18 protein-coding genes are annotated in these 19688 nt (G+C 68.7%); 16 read left to right on the top strand and 2 right to left on the bottom strand.

Going from position 1 to position 19688, the window contains the following annotated elements:
* Positions 1–169: 169 nt before the first annotated feature.
* From ACIBG8_RS33250 to ACIBG8_RS33270, 5 genes are read left to right on the top strand one after another with little or no spacing between them, the layout of a single operon-like run.
* Positions 170–1600 carry an L-fucose/L-arabinose isomerase family protein gene (locus ACIBG8_RS33250; protein ID WP_397347017.1) on the top strand — a complete coding sequence of 477 codons (1431 nt, stop codon included), beginning with the start codon at positions 170–172 and terminating at the stop codon, positions 1598–1600.
* Positions 1575–3041: a sugar ABC transporter ATP-binding protein gene (locus ACIBG8_RS33255; RefSeq protein ID WP_397347018.1), complete on the top strand. Its 1467-nt coding sequence runs from the start codon at positions 1575–1577 to the stop codon at positions 3039–3041. Before ACIBG8_RS33250 ends, ACIBG8_RS33255 begins: the two co-directional genes overlap by 26 nt.
* Entirely contained in the window at positions 3038–4042 is a 1005-nt protein-coding gene (locus tag ACIBG8_RS33260; RefSeq protein WP_397347019.1) for an ABC transporter permease, read from the top strand. The genes ACIBG8_RS33255 and ACIBG8_RS33260 overlap by 4 nt, the downstream gene beginning before the upstream one ends.
* Entirely contained in the window at positions 4039–4989 is a 951-nt protein-coding gene (locus ACIBG8_RS33265; RefSeq protein WP_397347020.1) for a substrate-binding domain-containing protein, read from the top strand. Before ACIBG8_RS33260 ends, ACIBG8_RS33265 begins: the two co-directional genes overlap by 4 nt.
* Before the next feature lie 11 nt (positions 4990–5000).
* Positions 5001–6413: an FGGY-family carbohydrate kinase gene (locus tag ACIBG8_RS33270; RefSeq protein ID WP_397347021.1), complete on the top strand. Its 1413-nt coding sequence runs from the start codon at positions 5001–5003 to the stop codon at positions 6411–6413.
* 201 nt (positions 6414–6614) lie between these two features.
* Here the strand turns inward: ACIBG8_RS33270 and ACIBG8_RS33275 are convergent, their stop codons facing one another.
* Complete coding sequence (locus ACIBG8_RS33275; protein ID WP_397347022.1) at positions 6615–7586, bottom strand: LacI family DNA-binding transcriptional regulator; 972 nt, start codon at positions 7584–7586, stop codon at positions 6615–6617.
* Between the two features lie 401 nt (positions 7587–7987).
* Here ACIBG8_RS33275 and ACIBG8_RS33280 point away from each other — a divergent pair, with 401 nt between their 5' ends.
* The 5 genes from ACIBG8_RS33280 to ACIBG8_RS33300 all read left to right on the top strand — a co-directional run bounded on the left by ACIBG8_RS33280 (position 7988) and on the right by ACIBG8_RS33300 (position 12186).
* Positions 7988–9142, top strand: coding sequence for a PQQ-dependent sugar dehydrogenase (locus ACIBG8_RS33280; RefSeq protein WP_397347023.1), 1155 nt, complete (start codon positions 7988–7990; stop codon positions 9140–9142).
* A gap of 479 nt (positions 9143–9621) precedes the next feature.
* Positions 9622–9852 carry a hypothetical protein gene (locus ACIBG8_RS33285; RefSeq protein WP_397347024.1) on the top strand — a complete coding sequence of 77 codons (231 nt, stop codon included), beginning with the start codon at positions 9622–9624 and terminating at the stop codon, positions 9850–9852.
* Positions 9853–9855: 3 nt separating this feature from the next.
* Positions 9856–10326 (top strand): Clp protease N-terminal domain-containing protein, encoded by a 471-nt coding sequence (locus tag ACIBG8_RS33290; RefSeq protein ID WP_397347025.1) that lies wholly within the window; start codon positions 9856–9858, stop codon positions 10324–10326.
* Between the two features lie 202 nt (positions 10327–10528).
* Entirely contained in the window at positions 10529–11383 is an 855-nt protein-coding gene (locus ACIBG8_RS33295; protein WP_397347026.1) for an ABC transporter ATP-binding protein, read from the top strand.
* A complete protein-coding gene (locus tag ACIBG8_RS33300) occupies positions 11380–12186 on the top strand; it encodes an ABC transporter permease (protein WP_397347027.1) in 807 nt (268 codons plus the stop codon). The genes ACIBG8_RS33295 and ACIBG8_RS33300 overlap by 4 nt, the downstream gene beginning before the upstream one ends.
* Here ACIBG8_RS33300 and ACIBG8_RS33305 read toward each other — a convergent pair whose 3' ends face one another.
* Complete coding sequence (locus ACIBG8_RS33305; RefSeq protein WP_397347028.1) at positions 12187–12489, bottom strand: carboxymuconolactone decarboxylase family protein; 303 nt, start codon at positions 12487–12489, stop codon at positions 12187–12189. It lies immediately after the preceding gene.
* An 84-nt stretch (positions 12490–12573) separates the two neighbouring features.
* On the opposite strand from ACIBG8_RS33305, the gene ACIBG8_RS33310 reads away from it, so the two are divergent.
* From ACIBG8_RS33310 to ACIBG8_RS33335, 6 genes are all read left to right on the top strand, one after another.
* On the top strand, positions 12574–12969 hold the full coding sequence (locus ACIBG8_RS33310; RefSeq protein WP_397347029.1) for a hypothetical protein: 396 nt from the start codon (positions 12574–12576) through the stop codon (positions 12967–12969).
* A 124-nt stretch (positions 12970–13093) separates the two neighbouring features.
* Positions 13094–13777, top strand: a complete 684-nt coding sequence (locus tag ACIBG8_RS33315; protein WP_397347030.1) for a hypothetical protein — start codon at positions 13094–13096, stop codon at positions 13775–13777.
* A gap of 78 nt (positions 13778–13855) precedes the next feature.
* Positions 13856–16756: an AAA family ATPase gene (locus ACIBG8_RS33320; protein ID WP_397347031.1), complete on the top strand. Its 2901-nt coding sequence runs from the start codon at positions 13856–13858 to the stop codon at positions 16754–16756.
* A 32-nt stretch (positions 16757–16788) separates the two neighbouring features.
* The gene (locus tag ACIBG8_RS33325; RefSeq protein ID WP_397347032.1) at positions 16789–17136 is read left to right on the top strand and encodes a hypothetical protein; all 348 of its coding nucleotides are present in this window, start codon (positions 16789–16791) and stop codon (positions 17134–17136) included.
* Between the two features lie 18 nt (positions 17137–17154).
* Positions 17155–18237: a calcium:proton antiporter gene (locus tag ACIBG8_RS33330; protein ID WP_397347033.1), complete on the top strand. Its 1083-nt coding sequence runs from the start codon at positions 17155–17157 to the stop codon at positions 18235–18237.
* Between the two features lie 7 nt (positions 18238–18244).
* The gene (locus ACIBG8_RS33335) at positions 18245–19618 is read left to right on the top strand and encodes a cytochrome P450 (RefSeq protein WP_397347034.1); all 1374 of its coding nucleotides are present in this window, start codon (positions 18245–18247) and stop codon (positions 19616–19618) included.
* The last annotated feature ends 70 nt before the right edge of the window (positions 19619–19688 follow it).

Consider the following 19688-nt stretch of genomic DNA (forward strand, 5'->3'; position numbering starts at 1 on the left):
CGCGCCACCGGGGCCGGGGGCAAGCGGACGCGTCGGGCACCCGGGGTTTCACCGCTGCCCGAAGTAGGTGGTTGATCACGGTGGGCGATCCATTGACACCCCCTCCAACGCGGTTTAGCTTAACGGGAAATCGATTTCTAGCAAACGATTTCCCGCGGAGGCCCAAGCGATGGCGCGCATCGGACTGCTGGCAATGTCGGACGGGCGGGACTTCGTCGCCCGCGATCTCGTCACCCACATCACCACCGCCAACGAGGCCCTGGCGCAGGCCCTTCGCAAGGACGGCCACGAGGTGATCATCGCCCCAGAGATCGTGTGGACCAACGACCTGGCCACCAGCCAGGCCCGCTGGATGGCCGACCAGCGCCCCGACCTGACGATCTTCAACTACGCCGTCTGGGCGTTCCCGCACTTCACCATGCTGGCCGCGGAAGCCACCCGCGGCCCGTTGCTGCTCATGGCGAACATCGACCCCGCCCAGCCGGGCATGGTCGGCATGCTGGCCGGAGGCGGCGGCCTCGACCAGATCGGCCGCGTGCACTCCAGGGCCTGGGGCGACATCGAGGACGCCGAGGTGAGAAATCGTGTGCTCACCGAGGTGCGTGCGGCGCGAGCCGTACAAGGCCTGAGAGGTTCCACGTTCGGCCGGATCGGCGGCCGTCCCATGGGCATGTACACGGCCGTCGCCAACACCGACCAGTGGATGCGCACGTTCGGCGTCGACGTCGAGGAGATCGACCAGTGGGAGATCGTCAGGCGCAGCGAGAACGCCGACCAGAAGCGGGTCACCGAGGCCCGCGAGTGGCTGGAGAACCTGGGCAACGTCCACTATGACGGCAAGCAGCTCACCAAAGAGCTGTTCGAGCGGCAAATCCGTACCTACTACGCGATGCGCGAGCTCATCGACGAGTGGAATCTCGACTTCTCCGGCATCAAGGGCCAGCCCGAGCTGACCACGCACTTCTGCACGATGGACCTCGCCGAGTCCTTCCTCAACGACCCCTACGACTGGGAGGGCCCGAAGGAGACGCACGTCTGCGCGACCGAGGCCGACATGGACGGCGCGCTGAGCATGCAGATCCTCAAACTGCTCAGCGGCGACCCGGTGCTGTTCGCCGACGTCCGTCACTACCACGCCGACAAGGACGTGTGGGACCTGTGCAATTCGGGCCAGCACGCCACCTGGTACGCGGCGCGTTCCGACGACCCGGCGGAGAATCTGGCGAAGACGCACTTCTACCCAGAGGTGTTCTTCTTTCCCGCGGGAGGCGCGAGCGTGCACCATCTGGCGGCGCCCGGCGCGGCCACGTTCGCCCGGTTGACCCGCAGGGACGGCCGTTACCGCATGCACGTGATGCGCGGCGACTTCGAGCTCTACGACGACGCGACCAACGAGCGCATGGCCAGGCAGTCGACCTTCGAGTGGCCGCACGCCTTCACTCGGCTGCACGTCCCGGCCACCGAGTTCCTCGGCCGCTTCGGCTCCAACCACATCCACGCCGTCCCGGGCGACTACGTGGCGGAGTTGAAGGCGGTGTGCGCGCAGCTGGCAATCGATTTCGAAGGGTTCGGCGATGCTGGCGATGCGGGACATCGGTAAGTCATTCCCCGGCGTGCGCGCCCTCGACGGCGTCTCGCTCACCGTGGGCGCCGGCGAGGTGGTCGCCCTGCTGGGGGAGAACGGCGCGGGCAAGTCAACCCTCATGAACATCCTGGCCGGGGTGGTCAAGGACTACGAAGGCGAGATCGCGTTCGACGGCGTGCCCGCCCGGATTCATTCCCCCAAAGATGCCCAGCGGTACGGCATCGCCATGATCCACCAGGAGCTCAACCAGGTCCCCGAGCTGTCCATCGCCGCGAACATCTTCCTCGGCGCGGAACGCCTCCTCCTCGACACGAGGTCGATGGAGCGGCGTACGGCGGAGCTGCTGCGCGGACTCGGGCTCGACCTGTCGCCGCGCCGCCTCGTCAGGCAGTGCAAGATCGCCGAACGCCAGCTCATCGAGGTGGCCAAGGCGCTGTCGGCCAGCGCCCGCCTGCTGGTGATGGACGAACCCACCTCGGCGCTGGCCGACGCCGAGGTGCGCCGGTTGCACGCCGTGATCCGCGACCTGACCGCGCGCGGCGTCGGCATCGTCTACATCTCGCACCGGCTGGAGGAGCTGGAGCAGGTCGCCGACCGCGTCGTCGTGCTGCGCGACGGCGCCTGCGTCGGCGAGCGCACCACCTTCGACCGGGCCGAGCTGATCCAGCTCATGGTCGGCAGGCCGCTGGGTGAGATGTTCCCGCGCGCCGAGGGCGCCGCGACGGGCGAGGTCCTGCTGGAGGTCGAAGGCCTGTCCGTGGCCGGGGACCGGCAGACGGGCCGTACGGCGCTGCACGACGTCTCGCTGGACGTCAGGAAAGGGGAGATCGTCGGCGTCGCCGGGCTCATGGGGGCGGGACGCAGCGAACTCCTCGAAACCCTCTTCGGCGCGCTCAAGCCGACAGGAGGCGCGATGACGCTCGACGGCGTGCCGTACAGCCCGAAAAACCCCAGGCAGGCGATCAGGCGCGGGGTCGCGCTGGTCGCCGAGGACCGTAAGGCGCAGAGTCTCGTGCTCGGCAACACCGTCGCCTTCAACGCCAGCCTGCCGTCCCTCAGGAAATACCTGGTCGACCGGCGGTGGGAGAGCGCGGTCGTCGGCGAGCAGGTGCGCGAGTTGCGGGTCAAGACCCCGAGCCTGGCGTTCACGGTCGGCAACCTGTCCGGCGGCAACCAGCAGAAGGTCGTCCTGGCCAAATGGCTGCTGACCACGCCGAAGGTCATCCTCATGGACGAACCCACCCGAGGCATCGACGTCGGCTCCAAGGCGGAGATCCATGCGCTGATGGCGAAACTGGCCGCGTCGGGCAAGGCCGTGCTGGTGGCGTCGAGCGAGCTGCCGGAGCTGCTGGCCATGTGCGACCGGATCCTCGTGCTGTGCGAGGGCCGCGTCACGGCCACCTTCACCAGGGGATTGGCCACCCAGGAAGCGATTCTCGAGGCGGCCATGGCATGACGCGCACGCTGTCCGCGCTCGGCGCCGCGCAGGCCTACATCGGGCTCGTCCTGGTGCTGGCCGTCGGCCTCGCCACCAAGGGCGAGGTGTTCCTCAACGAGGTCAACCTGACCAACGCCGTCGGCGCGTTCGCGTCGCGCGGAATCCTCGCCGTGGGCGTCACGCTCGTCATCCTGACCGGCGGCATCGACCTGTCGGTCGGCTCGCTGCTCGGCATCTCCTCGATGACGGCCGCGATGATGCTCTCCCGCTTCGCCCTCGAACCGTGGCAGATCGTGCCGATCTGCATGCTGGTGGGGGCCTTCTTCGGGTTCCTCAACGGCGCGGGTACGGCATGGCTGAAGATCCAGTCGTTCGTCATGACCCTGGCGATGTTGTCCGTGGTGCGCGGCATCGACCGGCAGGTCAGCGACAACGTGAGCGTCGGCACCCAGATCGCGGGTCCCGACGGCGCGCTCACCCCGCAGGCCGAGGCGTTCCAGCTGTTCGGCACGCCGGGCCACAACCTGTTCGGCCGCGTCTACTACCCGGTGCTGGCCTTCGTCCTGGTCTGCGTGGTCTTCCAGCTGATCCTCACGAAGACGAGGTTCGGCAGGCACGTCTACGCCGTCGGCGGAAACCCCACGGCGGCGCGGTTGTCCGGCGTCAACGTCACCGCGGTCACCATCGCCGTGTTCACCGTCTGCGGCCTTCTGGCCGGGTTCGCCGGGCCGATCGACGCCGCCTACAGCGCCTCGGCGGACCCGCTGGCCGGTCAGTCGTTCGAGCTGGACGCCATCGCGGCGGCCGTCATCGGCGGCGCGTCGCTGGCCGGCGGCAAGGGCACGATCGCCGGCACGTTCGTCGGCGCCCTCATCCTCACCCTGCTCGACAACGTCCTCGGGCTCAACGCCGTCAGCGACAACTGGCAGCTCGTCATCAAGGGACTGATCGTCGTCGTGGCGGTCGTCCTGCAGCGCCCCGATCTGTTCAGATTCCTCCGAGGAGGGTCCCGCTCATGAGAAAGCTCCTGATCCTCGCGCTCGTCCTCGTCGCCGGCTGTGCTTCCCAGGCGCCGACCACCGGCAAGAAGACCTTCGTGGTCGGCTACTCGCAGTCGAACAACGCGGAGCCGTACCGCGCCCAGCTCAACCTCCAGTTGCAGCACTTCATCAAGAAATATCCGGACATCGAGCTCCTGCCCATCGCCGACGCCAAGCAGTCCAGCGCCACGCAGGTCTCCCAGGTCCAGAACTTCATCACCCAGAAGGTCGACGCGCTCATCGTCTCGCCCACCGAGCCCGCGCCGCTCACCGCCGCCGTCCAGCAGGCCTGCCAGGCCAAGATCCCGGTGATCATCCTCGACCGCACGGTCAACACCGACTGCTACACCGCCTTCATCGGCGGCGACAACGTGCTCATCGGCAAGAAAGCGGGGGAGGAGGCGGTCAGGCTGCTGCCGAACGGCGGAAACGTGGTCGAACTCCGCGGCATCCTGTCCAACCAGCCGCAGATCGACCGGGACAAGGGCTTCCGCGAGGCCATCGCCGCCAACCCGAACATCAAGATCATCGCCGACCGCGAGGCCAAGTGGCTCAAGGAGCAGGCCACGCCGATCATGCAGCAGTGGCTCGCCCAGCACCCCAAGATCGACCTGGTCTACGGCCACAACGACCCCATGGCGCTGGGCGCCTACCTCGCCGCCAACGCGGCGGGGCGGGCCGGCCAGATCAAGTTCATCGGCATCGACGGCCTGGCCATCCCCGACGGCGGCATCCGCGCCGTGCAGCTCGGCCAGCTCGCCGCCACCTTCGTCTACCCGACGGGCGCGCAGGAGGCGGCGGAGACCGTCAACAAGATCCTCCACGGCCAGCAGGTGGACAAGCAGCAGATCCTGGGCACCACGCAGGTGGGCAAGGACAACGCCCAGGCCCTCTACAAGCAGTACGACCTTTCAGGACAGAACTGATGTATCTCGGTGTGGACATCGGAACCTCCAGCTCCAAGGGCGTCCTCGTGGACGGCGACGGCTCCGTCGTGGCCACGGCCGTGCGCGAGCACGCCACCTCGACGCCCCGCCCCGGGTGGTTCGAGCACGACGCGCTCGACGTCTGGTGGGCCGATTTCACCGCGATCGCCGCAGAACTCGCCAGGCCGGACATCGAGGCGATCGGCCTGAGCGGCATCGGCCCCTGCCTGCTCCCGGCCACGGCGGACGGCACGCCGCTGCGCCCCGCGGTCCTCTACGGCGTCGACACCCGCGCCACCGCCGAGATCGCTCTGCAGCAGGAGCGCTACCCGTCGCTCATGGAGCGCTGCGGCAGCCCGCTCACCTCCCAGGCGATCGGCCCCAAACTCGAATGGCTGCGCCGTAACGAGCCTGACGTGTGGGCGTCGACCAGGCGCATGTTCATGGCGCACACGTGGCTGGCGCACCGGCTGACCGGCGCGTACGTGCTCGACCACCACTCCGCCAGTCAGTGCACGCCGCTCTACGACACCGGGACCTGTGCCTGGATCGCCGAGTGGGCCGCCGAGATCGCTCCGGGGCTCGAACTTCCCGCGCTGGCCTGGAGCGGAGAGGTCATCGGTACGGTCACCCACACGGCCGCCGCGTCGACCGGGCTGCCCGTCGGTGTGCCGGTGATCGCCGGGACGATCGACGCCTGGGCGGAGGCGGCCAGCGTCGGGGTGTCCGCGCCCGGCGACGTCATGCTGATGTACGGCACGACCATGTTCCTCATCGAGGTCATGGCGGCGCGCGCGGCCTCGCCGTACCTCTGGAGCACCGTCGGGGTGGCGCCGGGCACCTACAACCTGGCGGCGGGGATGGCGACGTCGGGCGCGGTGACGGCGTGGCTGCGCGACCTGACCGGCGGCTCGTTCGCCGAGCTGACCGCCGAGGCTGCTTCGGCGGGGAAGGGGGCGGGCGGGCTGCTCATGCTGCCCTACTTCGCCGGAGAGCGAACACCCCTCTTCGACCCCGACGCCCGTGGCACGCTCATAGGCCTGACGCTCCGTCACGGGCGTGGACACATATATCGGGCGGCGCTCGAGGCGACCGCCTTCGGCGTACGGCACAACCTGGAGGTCATGCGCAAAGCGGGCGGCACCGGATCGCGACTGGTCGCGGTCGGCGGTGGCACCCAGGGCGGGCTGTGGACCCGCATCGTCTCCGACGTCCTGCAGCAGGCGCAGGTGCTGCCGACGCACACCCTCGGTGCGGCGTACGGCGACGCCCGGCTGGCGGCGGGATCACCGGCGGGGTGGAACCCGGTGGCCGCGACGATCGAGCCCGATTCTGGGTCGAACTACGACGAGCTGTATGGGTTGTACCGGCAGCTCTACGAGTCGACGGCTGACATCGCGCACGCTTTGGCCCGGTTGACGTGATCTACTGCGCCGACCGCGCGCCGTGACATGAGCCGCCGCGCCGACCGCGCGTTTTTGCGAGTCGCTTCGCCGATCCGCATGCTTGGTGCACTGCCGATCGCCCGCTTGTGGTGACGCTGCAGCGCCCTGAAGCCCTCCGCAACCGCGGCGCGAAGGTCAAGTGTCTGGACGGCGTGCAGCCTTACCGGGCGACGGGTGACTCTAACGCGAGCTGCTCTGCCGTACATGCATCTCGGCAGGCAGGATGATCGTCGAAGGCTTGCCCGACGGCGACTCGATGCGGTCGGCGAGCAGCCGAGCCGCCACCCTCCCCAGCTCATAGGTGGGCTGAGCGACGGTAGTCAGCGACGGCCGGATCAGGTCCGCCCAAGGAATGTCGTCGAACCCGACGACACCCATCTCACCCGGAATGCCCACATCACGCGCAGCCAGGCACCGCAGGGCCCCTATCGCCATGAGGTTGTTGGCCACGAACACCGCATCCGGCCGCTCGTCATCCAGCAGCGAGGCCATGGCGTCGAACCCGCCCTGCTCCCTGAAGTCGGCCCGCCGCACGATCGGTGCCGTCTCGATGGCCTTGGTGTAGCCACGCAGCCGCCGATCCGCCGTACTGACGCCAGCCGGCCCGGTGACGCAGGCCACCCGCCGATACCCCACATCGATGAGATGCCTGGTAGCCGCGTACGCCCCACCCTCGTTGTCGACCATCACCGTATCCACGGCCCCCTTGGCCAGCTCCCGATCGATCGCCACCACAGGGGTAGACGACTCCATCAGATGCTTGGCCGCCTTGGCGCTGCCACTGGACGAGATGATCACCCCCGCCATCTGCTGGCTCAGCGCCGCAGTGACATAGGTGTTCTCCTTCTCCGGATCCTCATCCGTATTACAGAGAACAACCGAGTACCCCGCCTGCTGGGCGACATCCTCGATCCCCCGAACCATGGCGGTGAAGAACGGGTTCCCGATATCAGAGATGATCACCGCCCAGAGCGTGGTGCGGCTGCGCCGGAGGTTCCTGGCCACGGCGTTGGGACGGTAGCCGAGCTCGCGCACCGCCTTGAGGACCCTCGCCGTCATGGCGGGATCCACGGTCTGGTTACCGTTCAGCACGCGAGAGACGGTGGCAGCGGACACCTCAGCGTGCCGCGCGACGTCGTAGATGGTGGGCATCGCCTCACATCCTCGTGGATCCCGCCCCAACCTCCAACCACCCACCCTCCCCCCACAACCCAACCCCACTCCCCATCGCACACCACTCCCAACCGCACGCCACTCCCGATCCCACTCCGTGCCCAACCTGCCCGCCGTGCACGCCACCTCGGCATCCTCACGCCACTCACGCCCCACCCCCAACCCGACGTTCCCAGCCCATGACACGCACTCCCTAGCTGCCCACCCATTGCTTTCACCCGCGCCCCGCGCCCCGTCTTCCTGCGCCCTTTAATGGCTCCCGACCCGCGCGAGGGGGCCGCCGTCGGACTACCGACCATCCTTCTGGTGGGTGAGCGGGAACCCTGGCGGGGGTTTCGGGGTAGGGAAGGTGACGTCGATCGCGTGAGAGGATGACGGGCGTGCGCCGTTCGGTGACGACGATCCTGCTGCTAGCAGCGCTGACCGCCTGCTCAGCCGCCCAACCCCTGGCCGCCGGCCCCCCATCGGCGCGACCGTCGCCGTCTCCCAGTGGACCGTTTCCCAAAACCCCCGCCCACGCCGCCCTCCGCTTCACCAGGATCGCGGAGCTCACCAAGCCCGTGGCCTTCGGCGTACGCAAGAACGACGACTCCCTCTACATCGCAGAACAGGGCGGGAAGCTGCGGGCGGTGAGGGCGGGCAAGGTGGTCGGCGAGCCGGTCGTGGACCTGTCGCAGGAGGTCAGCGGCGGCAACGAGCAAGGCCTGCTGGGCGTCGCCTTCCACCCGACCGGCCGCTGGTTCTACCTCGACTGGACCGACAAAGCGGGCGACACGCACGTCACCGAGTGGGCGTACGACGGCGTCAAGGCGACGGCCAGGCGCGACGTCCTCACCCAGGACCAGCCGTACGCCAACCACAACGGCGGCCAGCTCGCCTTCGGCCCCGACGGGCTCCTCTACATCGGCCTCGGCGACGGCGGCAGCGGCGGCGACCCGCACGGCAACGGGCAGAACCTCGGCACCTGGCTCGGCAAGCTGCTGCGCATCGACCCGCGCGGCAAGCCGTACAAGGTGCCGAAGGACAACCCGTTCGTGGGCAAGAGCGGGGCGAAACCCGAAATATGGGCGTACGGCTTGCGCAACCCGTGGCGCTTCTCCTTCGACCGGCAGACCGGCGACCTCTGGATCGGCGACGTCGGGCAGAACGGATGGGAAGAGGTCGACTACCAGCCCGCCGGGTCCGAGGGCGGGGAGAACTACGGCTGGAACCTGCGTGAGGGCGCGAAGCCGTACAAGGGCGGCAGGGCCAGCGATTTCACCGAGCCAGTGATCACCTACGCGCTGGGCGAGGGCGGGACGTGCTCGGTGATCGCAGGGTTCGTGTACCGGGGGAAGGCGATCCCGTGGCTGGAGGGGAGTTTCGTGTACGCGGACTTCTGCGCCGGGTGGGTGAAGGCGGCGCCGGAGGACGACCTTGCGATGGCGACGCAGGTGGGGACGATGGAGCAGGTGTCATCGTTCGGCGAGGACGCCTCGGGGGAGCTGTACGCGCTGAGCCTCCAAGGCACCCTCTACCGCCTCGACCCCGCCTGACCCCACCCAAACCCGCCCCATCCCTCACGCGCCTTCGCCTCTCACGCACCCGTAAGGTCCGCGAGCCGTGCCCGGCCACCCCTCCCATACGCCTCGCCGGTGATGGGCGGAGCGGGAGGAGTGGCGCGCCGGGCGGATGTGGCGCCCAGTGGAGTAGGCCACGAAGGGCGCGAAGGTGGCGCGCCGGGGCGATGTGGCGCCCAAGGGGGCTGGCCACAACAGGTGGGGCTGGGAGGCGTGGCCAGTGATCGTGGAGGCCGAAGGGGTGCGTGTGGCGCGCCGGAAGGTATGTGGCGCCCAATGAGGGCTGGCGGCGACAAGGTGTGGCCCGCGCTCGGGTGAAGCGGGGGAGGCGGGCGCGATGAGGGTGGGGTGGGGAAGCGCGGGATCGCGTGGGTGGGGTGCGAGCGATCGCGTCCGGGAAGCGCATTAGCAACTGAGGTTGACTAAGCGATGGGCTGTCAACTAAGGTTGCTTGTATGTCCGCTGATGATATCCCCGTCCCCCAGGAGCCCGCTGATGCGCTCGCCGCGGTGGCGGCGTTGCGGCGGCTGGCTGACCAGATCGAGGACGCCGCTGTCGAACAGGCCATGCGTTCGGGCTGGAGCTGGCCTCAAGTGGCCGAAGCGCTAGGGGTGACCCGTCAAGCGGTCCACAAGAAGCACGCCAAGCGGCTCATCACCGCCGGAGTCAACCTGAGGAGACGCTGAAGCATGGCATCCGCAATCGACGTATACCTCGACGCCGTCCTGAAGCAAGGCGCTGAGGAGGCGCGGGCGGACGGTTCGTCGGCGATCGAGGCGCATCATCTTCTCCTGGCGATTGCCGCCGGTCAGGAGGAGGTCACTCGTGAAGTCCTGGGCGGGCTCGATCGTAACGCGATCCGGGCGGCGCTGGACAGGGAGTTCGAGCACAGCCTGGCCGCGGCTGGGGTGTCGCCGTCGAGGTTCGGGCTTCCGCAGGCGAGTCCGGCCGACAAGGCGCCGACGGTCATGGGCGCCTCGACGAAGCTGGCGCTGGAGCGTGGGATTCTGCACGCCCCGAGGAAGAAGGACCTGCGGCCGGTGCATCTGCTGCTCGGGGTGCTGCAGGCAGAGGTGGGTACCGTGCCCAGGGCTCTGAGCCTGGCCGGGATCGACCGTGAGGACCTGCTGGCGCGCGCCCGCGCCGCAGCAGGCGAATAGACCCAACCGCACACATGGGCCGTGCCCTCTCTTTGGCGTGCCCAAAAGTGCCCACCCGCCCGCCCAAGGCGGGTGGGTGGGCGCTTGCCCATGGTTGCCCAAGGTCGCCCATGGCGGGGTGCCTACCCGCCCGTCCCGAGTGGGCGCTTGCCCATGGGGGATTCTGCCCGCCCAAGAGTGTCCAAGAAACGTGGAGATGAGAATGAGTGTGATCGAGGTCGAAGGGCTGCGCATGCGGTACGGCCCCACCGACGTTCTGCACGACGTGACCTTCCAGGCCCACCCAGGCGAGGTCCTTGCCCTGCTCGGCCCCAATGGCGCCGGCAAGACCACCACGATCGAGATCCTCGAAGGCTTCAGGATGCGGTCCGACGGTCACGTGAGAGTCCTCGGCGAGGACCCGGCGCGCGGTGACGAGCGCTGGCGGTCAAGGCTCGGTGTGGTCCTGCAATCCTGGCGCGACCACGGCAAATGGCGCGTCCGTGAACTCCTGGCCCACCTGGCCACCTACTACACCCCCTACCGAAACCCGTGGAACCCCGACGAACTGGTCGAAACCGTAGGCCTCACCCCACACGCCAACAAGAAGATCAAAACCCTCTCCGGCGGCCAGCGCCGCAGGCTGGACGTGGCGATCGGCATCGTCGGCCGCCCGGACGTCCTCTTCCTCGACGAACCCACCACCGGCTTCGACCCCCAAGCCCGCCAGGACTTCCACGAGCTCATCCGAGGCCTGGACACCACGATCCTCCTCACCACCCACGACCTGACCGAGGCGGAGAAGCTCGCCGACCGCATCGTCATCCTGAACGGCGGCCGCATCATCGCCGACGGCACGGCAGCCGAGCTCGCCAGAACCATCGCGGGCCGGGACCAGATCCGCTGGACCATGAACGACACCCGCTTCACCGAGGAGTCGTCCGACTCGACCGCCTTCGTCCGCGACCTCTTCGCACGGTACGGCGAAGCCGTACGAGAGCTGGAAGTGCACCGCGCCTCCCTCGAACAGACCTACCTCACGCTCGTGCACCAGGCAGAACGGAAGGAAGCGGCATGAGAAGAGGGCTGATCGAGCTGCGGCAGTCGTTCACCAACCCGGCCGAGCTCGTCTCGCACTTCCTGTGGCCGGTGCTGCTCCTGGTCGCCATGTACTTCATGCGCGACCTGACCTTCGCAGGCCTCAAGCTGGGCCCCGTCCTCCTGCCCAGCATCCTCGGCATGAACGTCGCGATGGGCCTGGTCAGCATGAGCCAGCAGCTCACCGCCGACCGCGAGGACGGCACGCTGCTGCGCGCCAAGGCCACCCCGAACGGGGTGCGCGGCTACCTGGTCGGCAAGGTCGTGTCGGTCTCCGGCGGCCTCCTGGCCGACCTGGCGATCTTCCTCATCCCCGGCCTGTTCATCATCCAGGGCCTGGTGATCAGCCCGAGGTCGTGGGTGACGCTGCTCTGGGTGGTGGTGCTCGGCATGGTGGCCACGCTGCCGATCGGCGCCGTGCTCGGCTCGGTGTTCACCAGCGCGCGCAGCCAGGGGCTGCTGCAGTTGCCGGTGCTGGGCGCGATCGCGATCTCGGGGATCTTCTACCCGATCACCGCGATGCCCGAGTGGGTGCAGGGGATCGCGCAGGTCTTCCCGTTCTACTGGCTCGGGCTCGGCATGCGCTCCGCCCTGCTGCCAGAGTCGGCCGTGTCGATCGAGATCGGCGAGTCGTGGCGGCACCTGGAGACCATCGCGGTCCTCGGCGGCTGGGCGGTGCTCGGCCTGGTGCTCGCGCCGATGGTCCTGCGCACGATGGCCCGCGGCGAGTCGGGTTCCAGCGTGGCCGCCAGGCGGGAGCGTGCCCTGCAGCGCGTGGCGTGATCAGCCGGCGAGGCGCGCGATGAGGTCTTCGACCTGGTTGTTCAGCTCGGAGCCGCGGGCCCAGCCCGCGTAGTGGGTGAGGAAGACGACCACCTCGCGCAGCTCGTTCCCGGTGAGCTCACCGGTGCGCAACGCGGCGTCCAGCTGTACGGCCAGCTGAGCCGAGAGCCCCTGCCCCACCAGCAGCCCGATGAGCAGCAACCGCCGGTCGCGCATCGTCAGCCCCTGACGCGACCACACCTCGGCGAAGAGGTGCTCGGCGGTGAGGGCGTAGAAGTCGCCGGGCGGCTCCCAGTCGGTCATGGAAGGTCTCCGAGATCGAGAAAGATGCGAACCTTCCCATCTTTCGCTATTTACGCAGACACCTCCAGGGGCGACCTTGGACATATGCGGGCCACTGTGATCGTCGTCGCCACCCTGCTCCTGCTGACCGGTTGCGGCGCGGGCCAGGGGGCGGCGCCGGGAGCGTCGCTGCCGCGCAACGAGGGCGGCAACGCCGACCTGCGCGGCATGCACGTGCGCAACGTCTACATCGCCCAGGGCCAGTTGCACGCGGTGCTCATCAACGGGGCCCAGGGTCCCGACCGCCTCCGGCAGATCACCATGCAGGGCGCCACGGCGACGCTGGCCGGGCCGGTGGAGCTGTTGCCGGACACGCCCGTCGGCTCGGACAAGCCGCTCGCCTCCGTCGCCGGGCTCCCCACCCCCGCGCCGGGGTACGTTCCGGCCACCTTCACCTTCGACGAGGCCGGGACCGCGACGATCCAGGTGCCCATCAAATGATCTGTAACAAGTAAGACCTAACTTCGGGCAAGATTTGGTCAAGATTTCTCACGTGACATAGAGCACTTTCGCTTGGAAAACGGGCAGAACAACCTCGTTGGCCCGTAAAGCGGAGGTAAGCCCTGTGAAAGGGTCAAGGGTGGCCGCGGCCGTACTCGCGGTCTTCTTGCTGTCAGGGGTCGCGGCATGCGGCCAGCCTGAGTTCACCTACGTCCGTGATCGAGAGGGCACCACCTACTTCAAGGTGCCGGCCTCCTTCACGAAGATCGAGTCCTATCCCATCGACCTGTTCCTGAGCGGGGACCATCCCTACTCGGAGGCGGCGAAGCTGGCCAGGGCGCGGGTCTGGTCGACGGCTTTCGACCAGTCGAAAGAGCCCAACCCCAACCACATGTTCGCCTCGATGACCCCGTTCGTGTACGCGACCGTGCACAAGCTCAAGGACGAGGAACGCGACGCCGTCTCGCTCGACCAGCTGCGCGACTTCATCCTCCCGGTGACGAAGAAGCTGCGCGAGGCGATCGAGACCCAGGCCGCGATGACCGGCAAGCAGCTGAGGTTCACCAAGTTCGAGGAGATCGTGAACGAACCGGTCTTCCTCGACAAGGGCGCCAGGGGCGTGCACGTCCGGTTCAACTACCAGATCGGCGACGACGTCCAGACCTTCGACCACACCGCCTATCTGGACGAGCAGGGCGGAACCGTCTCCGTGCTGCTGATCAGCTGCCAGTCCCTCTGCTACCGGCAGCGAGCGGCAGAGTTCGACAAGATCTCGGAATCCTTCAAATTGCTCCGGCTGCCCGGATGAGGGAGCGCTCATGACCGAACTTGTTGAGGTCATCAATGAACACAGCACCTTGGTCATGAGGCCGACGAAGGAGGTCTCATGACAACGACCCACCATGAGGGACTGCGCGCTCCCGGCAGCGGCCCCACCGACCCCGACGCCATCACCCGCAAGAAGATGCAGTTCTGGGACCGCAGCAAGTTCCTGCTCGGTCTCGGCCTGGCCTTCCTGGTGCTCACCTGGAAGACCATGGCCGACTTCCAGGGCATCGTCACCTTCCCGGAGGCGCTGCAGGCCATCGCCTTCGCCTATCCGTGGATCTTCTGGCTGATCGGCCTGGAGCTGGTCAGGCAACTTCACTTCTTCGTCAGCGAGCGCTGGTCGGGTTACCACCGCTTCTGGCACAGGGGCGTCTTCGGCGGCACCGAGCGCTGGACGCACCGCAAGTTCAGCGACTGGACCAGATTCCGGATCTCCAGGGTCGTCAAGATCCTGTTCTGGGTGACGCTGCTCGCCATGGTCCTGGCCGCGGTCCTGGACGTCAGCCCGTTCATCGCGCTGTTCATGGCCCCCGCGCTGGCGCTCAAGGCGCTGCCGCTGGTCGGCCAGCTGATCTTCGCGTTCTTCTTCGTCATCTTCCAGTTCGTCGGCCTGTTCTGGTTCCTGTCGCGCGGTGGCGTGGAGACCTACTACCCCGACGACATCAAGACCCGCTTCACCGACGTGTGGGGCCAGGACCACGTGGTCGAGCGGGTCAGGGAGAACATCGTCTTCCTGGAGAAGCCCCTGGAGATCGAGGAGCGCGGCGGCTACGTGCCCAGCGGCCTGCTGCTCTGGGGCCCGCCGGGCACCGGAAAAACGCTGATGGCAGAAGCGGTCGCGGGCGAGACCGGCAAGCCGTACGTCTTCGTCGACCCCGGCGCGTTCGTCAACATGTTCATGGGCGTCGGCATCCTGAAGGTGAAGGGCCTGTTCAGGAAGCTGCGCAAGCTCGCACTGCGCTACGGCGGCGTGATCGTCTTCTTCGACGAGGCGGACTCGCTCGGCCGCCGCGGCAGGCTCAGCCAGCAGGGCCCGCCCGGCCAGGGCTTCGACGGCTGTCACGGCATGAACTACCTGTCGGAGCAGAGCCGTTCGCTGATCCACTTCCCGCAGGGCGAGGACAGCCGCTTCTTCATGGGCGGCGGCATGAACGGCGGCAGCGGCGACATGGGCACCCTGCAGGCCCTGCTCACCGAGCTGTCCGGGCTGAAGAAGCCCAGAGGCTTCTTCAACAGGCTCGTACGGCGAGCCCTCGGCATGCGCCCCAAGCCCCCGCCCAAGTACCGCATCCTGGTCATGATGGCCACCAACATGCCGGACGCGCTGGACGAGGCGCTGCTCAGGCCGGGCCGTATCGACCGCATCTACAAGGTCGGCTACCCGTCCAAGGCCGGGCGGGTGCGCACCTACGAGGGCTACTTCGCCAAGGTCGAGCACGAGCTGACCCCCGAGCAGATCGACAAGCTGGCCACCATCACCCCCTATGCCACGGGCGCCACGATCAAGGACCTGGTCAACGAGGCCCTGATCACCGCGATCCGCGACGACCGCGACGTCATCACCTGGTCGGACGTGCTGCGCGCCAAGCGGCTCAAGCAGCTCGGCCCCCCGGAGGACGTGGAGTACATCGAGCGGGAACGGCATGCCGTGGCCGTACACGAGGCCTGCCACGCGGTCGTGGCGTACCGGACCCGCTTCCACCTCGAGATCGACATCGCCACGATCGAGAAGGGCGCCGACTACCTCGGCATGGTCGCCTCGATCAAGCCCGAGGACCAGTTCACCCGGTGGAAGTCGGAGTACGAGGCCGACATCATGGTCTCCCTGGCCAGCCTGGCGGGGGAGCGCATGTTCTTCGGCGAGGACAACTCCTCGGGAGTCTCCGGCGACCTGCACTCGGCGACGTTCCTGACCGCGCTCATGGAGTCGTACTGGGGCATGGGCACCGGCGTGACCTCGCTGCCCGCGCTGCAGGCGCTGGAGATCATGGGCGGCGGCAAGGCGATGCCGCGCCAGCGCGGAGGCGGCGGAGGCGGCGCGATCGGCATCACCGACAGGGAGCCGCGCACGAACAAGCCGGACATGACGCCGGACGTGCTGGGCGAGCGCATCGAGTTCAACCTGGTGCGGCTGCTGGAGAAGACCGAGCGGCTGCTGCAGGAGTACCGGCGCGACGTGCTCTGCCTGGCGCACGCCCTGGAGACGCACAAGACGCTCAACGGCGACGACGTCGTGGCGATCATCGAGAAGCAGCCGGGACCGCTGATCGACGGCACGATCTACGCCTCCGACGAGCTCTACGACGAGCTGGAGGAGTACCACCACGACGCGGCGCGCGCCCACCACGAGCACAGCCGCATCGAGCGCAACCTGCCAGGCGTGGCAGAGGAGCCGCAGGTCGTGGACGCCGTGGTGGTGGAGGGGCCGCAGCCGATCACCGCGCAGGCGGCAGCGACCATCGGTCAGGGGGCCGCGGTCGTCCCGGCAGCCGACGGACCGCGGCCGGAGTTCGTGCCGTGGGCGCAGCCACAACCGGCCTTCGGTCAGGCGGCGAGCCCCGTCTTCGGCGAGTCGCAGTCCGCTGCGCCCGCCAAGGCTCCCGAGCGCAGGTCGTCCAAGGGCATCTGGGTGGTGATCGGCTCGCTGGTGGCGCTGGTGACCATCGCGGTGCTCGGCGCGCTCGCCGTCTCGGGCGTCGGGTCAGGCGCGGTGGCCGCCGCCTCGGGGATCGCCTCGCCGGGACTGCTGCTCCTGCTGTTCGTCATCGTGGTCGGGGTGATCGTCGGGGTCGGCGTGGCGCTCATCGCGATCAGGTCGGTCAGGGCGTCCCACGCCAGGGCGGAGCAGGACCGCGACAGGGCCAACGCCAGGGCCCAGCTCCTGGCGGCGGCCATGGACCCGGAGACGGCGATGCGCCTGCTCGGCTACGACGGGCAGGAGGGCGACGAGCGCAGGTGAACCACCCGGAGTCGGCGCACGTCCTACAGGGCATGCGCCGACTCCTCGTCCTGCTGGCCCTCTGCACGACTGTCACCGCCTGCGACACGGGGAAGGCGTGCACCCTGATCGGAGCCGACCCGGGGATCGTGGTGGAGTCGGCGACCAAGGTCACGGAGCTGGAGGTGTGCTGGTCCGGCTCCTGCCGTACCGCCAAGGTGACGAGCGGTTTCGCCCGCGTGGAAGGCCTGCCGGAGAATCCCGTCGAGGTGCGCGTGGCAGGGCGGAAGGTCACGGTGACGCCGAAGCCCGTCTACCCGAACGGCAAGGACTGCGGTGGACTCGGCCCGCAGGCAAAAGTGGTCGTGGAACAGGACGGGAGCGTGCACGAGCGCCCATAACCCCCGTAGGGTAGGGGCATGATCGTCACGAAACGTTACAGCTGGTTGCGTTCGGCCACCATCACCCCCATCGTGGCCGCGCTCGTGCTCGCGCTCACCTGGGGCCGGTCGCTCAACGGCTTCGTAATGATCATCGTGGCGGCCGCGCTCGTCGGCGCGGTGATCGCGGCGGTCCATCACGCCGAGGTCGTCGCCCACCGGGTGGGCGAGCCGTTCGGCACGCTCATCCTGGCCATCGCGGTCACGGTGATCGAGGTCGGCCTGATCATCATGCTGATGTCGGCGGGCGGCGAGGGCTCGGACTCGCTCGCCAGGGACACCGTCTTCGCCGCCTTCATGATCGTGTGCAACGGCATCATCGGCCTGTGCCTGTTCGTCGGCGCGCTGAAGCACCGCGTGCTGGAGTTCAGGGTCGAGGGCGTCACCGCCGCGCTGGCGACGTTGAGCGCGGTCGCCACGCTGGCCCTGGTGCTCCCGGCGTTCACCACGACCACCCCGGGCCCGACGTTCTCGCCCGCGCAGCTCGCCTTCGCCGGTGTCGCGTCGCTGATCCTCTACGGCGTGTTCGTGTTCATGCAGACCGTACGGCACCGCGACTACTTCCTGCCGCTCAAGCCCGACGAGGAGCACGCCTCCCCGCCCACCGCCCGCGACGCGACCACCAGCCTCGTGGCGCTGCTCCTCTGCCTGGTCGCGGTGGTCGGGCTGGCCAAGACCGCCTCCCCGGCGATCGAGGGCGCGGTCGAGGCGATGGGCGCGCCCCGCGCCGTCGTCGGCGTGGCCATCGCGCTGCTCGTGCTGCTGCCCGAGACCACGGCCGCCGTGCGCGCCGCCGCGCGCAACCGAGTGCAGACCAGCCTCAACCTGGCGCTGGGGTCGGCGCTGGCCAGCATCGGGCTGACCATCCCGGCGATCGCGCTGGCCAGCGTGTGGCTGGGCGGGAAGCTGACGCTGGGGCTGGGCGCCAAGGAGATGGTGATGCTGGCGCTGACCGTGGTGGTGACCACGCTGACCGTGGCGCCGGGACGCGCGACGCTGATGCAGGGAACCGTACATCTCGCGATATTTGGCGCTTTTCTGTTCCTTGCTGTGACGCCATAGTGGGAGGGTGACGCTGGAGACGGTAAGGATCGGCCGGATTCAACGCCTCAAGGCGCTGTTCACCTTCCAGCAGGTGCTCGACCGGTTCGAGATGATCTCCGACCGGTCCTCGGGCCTGGTGAAGGTCGAGGGCGGCCGGGCCTCCTACTACGTCGTCTGGGAGCCCGAGTTACTCGAGCGCATCCTCGTCACCCACCAGCACCTCTACGTCAAGTCCGCGCAGTACCGCCTGCTCGCCGTGGTCGTCGGCGAAGGGCTGCTCACCAGCGAGGGCGAGCTGTGGACGAGCCAGCGCCGGGTGATCCAGCCGATGTTCGCCAAGCGCCACCTGGGCCGGTTCGCCGAGCACATGACCGACGCCATCGGCGACTTCGTCAGGGTCTGGTCGACGCTCGACGACGGCGACCAGGTCGACGCGGCCACCGCTATGAACACCCTCACCCTCGACGTCGTCGGCCGCGCCCTGTTCGGCGCCGAGCTGTCCGGCAAGGCGGCCAGGCTGGGACCCGTCCTCACCTCCGGCCTGCGCGCCGGGGTGCGCGCCGCGCGGCTGCAGCTCCTGTTCGACCCGCCGCCGTGGCTGGTGGAGAAGGCCCCGGGGCTCGTACGGCGGGCGCCGTCCTGGACGCCGGGGCTGCGCTGGATCCACGACGTGCTCCGTACCACGGACGAGGTCGTCGAGGAGATCATCGCCGGGCACCCCGAGGGGTCGGACGACCTGCTCGGCCTGCTGCTGGCCGCCCGCGACCCGGAAACCGGCGAGGCGATGCCGCGCCGCCAGGTGCGCGACGAGCTGATGACGTTCCTGCTGGCCGGGCACGAGACCACGGCCAACGGCCTGGCCTGGCTCTGGTACCTGCTGGCCACCCACCCCGAGGTCCGCGACCGGGTGTGCGACGAGGTCGAGGACGTGCTCCGCGGCCGGGTTCCCACCGCCGGCGACGCCGACAAGCTGGTCTGGACGGCCGCCGCCTTCCAGGAGGCGCTGCGCCTCTACCCGCCTGCGTGGTCGATCGTCAGGACCACCGCCGAGGCGGACACGCTCAACGGGCACGAGATCCCGGCGGGCACCTCGATCGTCATCCCCGTCTACCTCGCGCACCGCAACCCGCGCCTGTGGCCGGACCCCGACCGGTTCGACCCGCGGCGGTTCCTGCCGGGGCGCAGCCAGCCGCCGCGCTTCGCCTACCTGCCCTTCGGCGGCGGGCGGCGCATCTGCGTGGGCGCCGGGTTCGCGGTCATGGAGGCCACGCTGATCATCGCGATGCTCGTGCAGCGGTTCCGGCTGGAGCTGCGGGAGGGGGCCGAGGTGGTGCCCGAGGCGACGGTGACGCTGCGGCCGCGCAACGGGATCCCGATGACGCTCCACAAAGTGGTCTGATCGGGTCGACACGCTGGTGAAAGAGGCCCTCGCCCTGCTGCGTCAGGCGTCCGGATAGGTCATTATCGGA

Origin of the sequence: Nonomuraea sp. NPDC050556, assembly GCF_044457355.1 — a bacterium.
In the GTDB taxonomy this organism is placed as follows: Bacteria; Actinomycetota; Actinomycetes; order Streptosporangiales; family Streptosporangiaceae; genus Nonomuraea.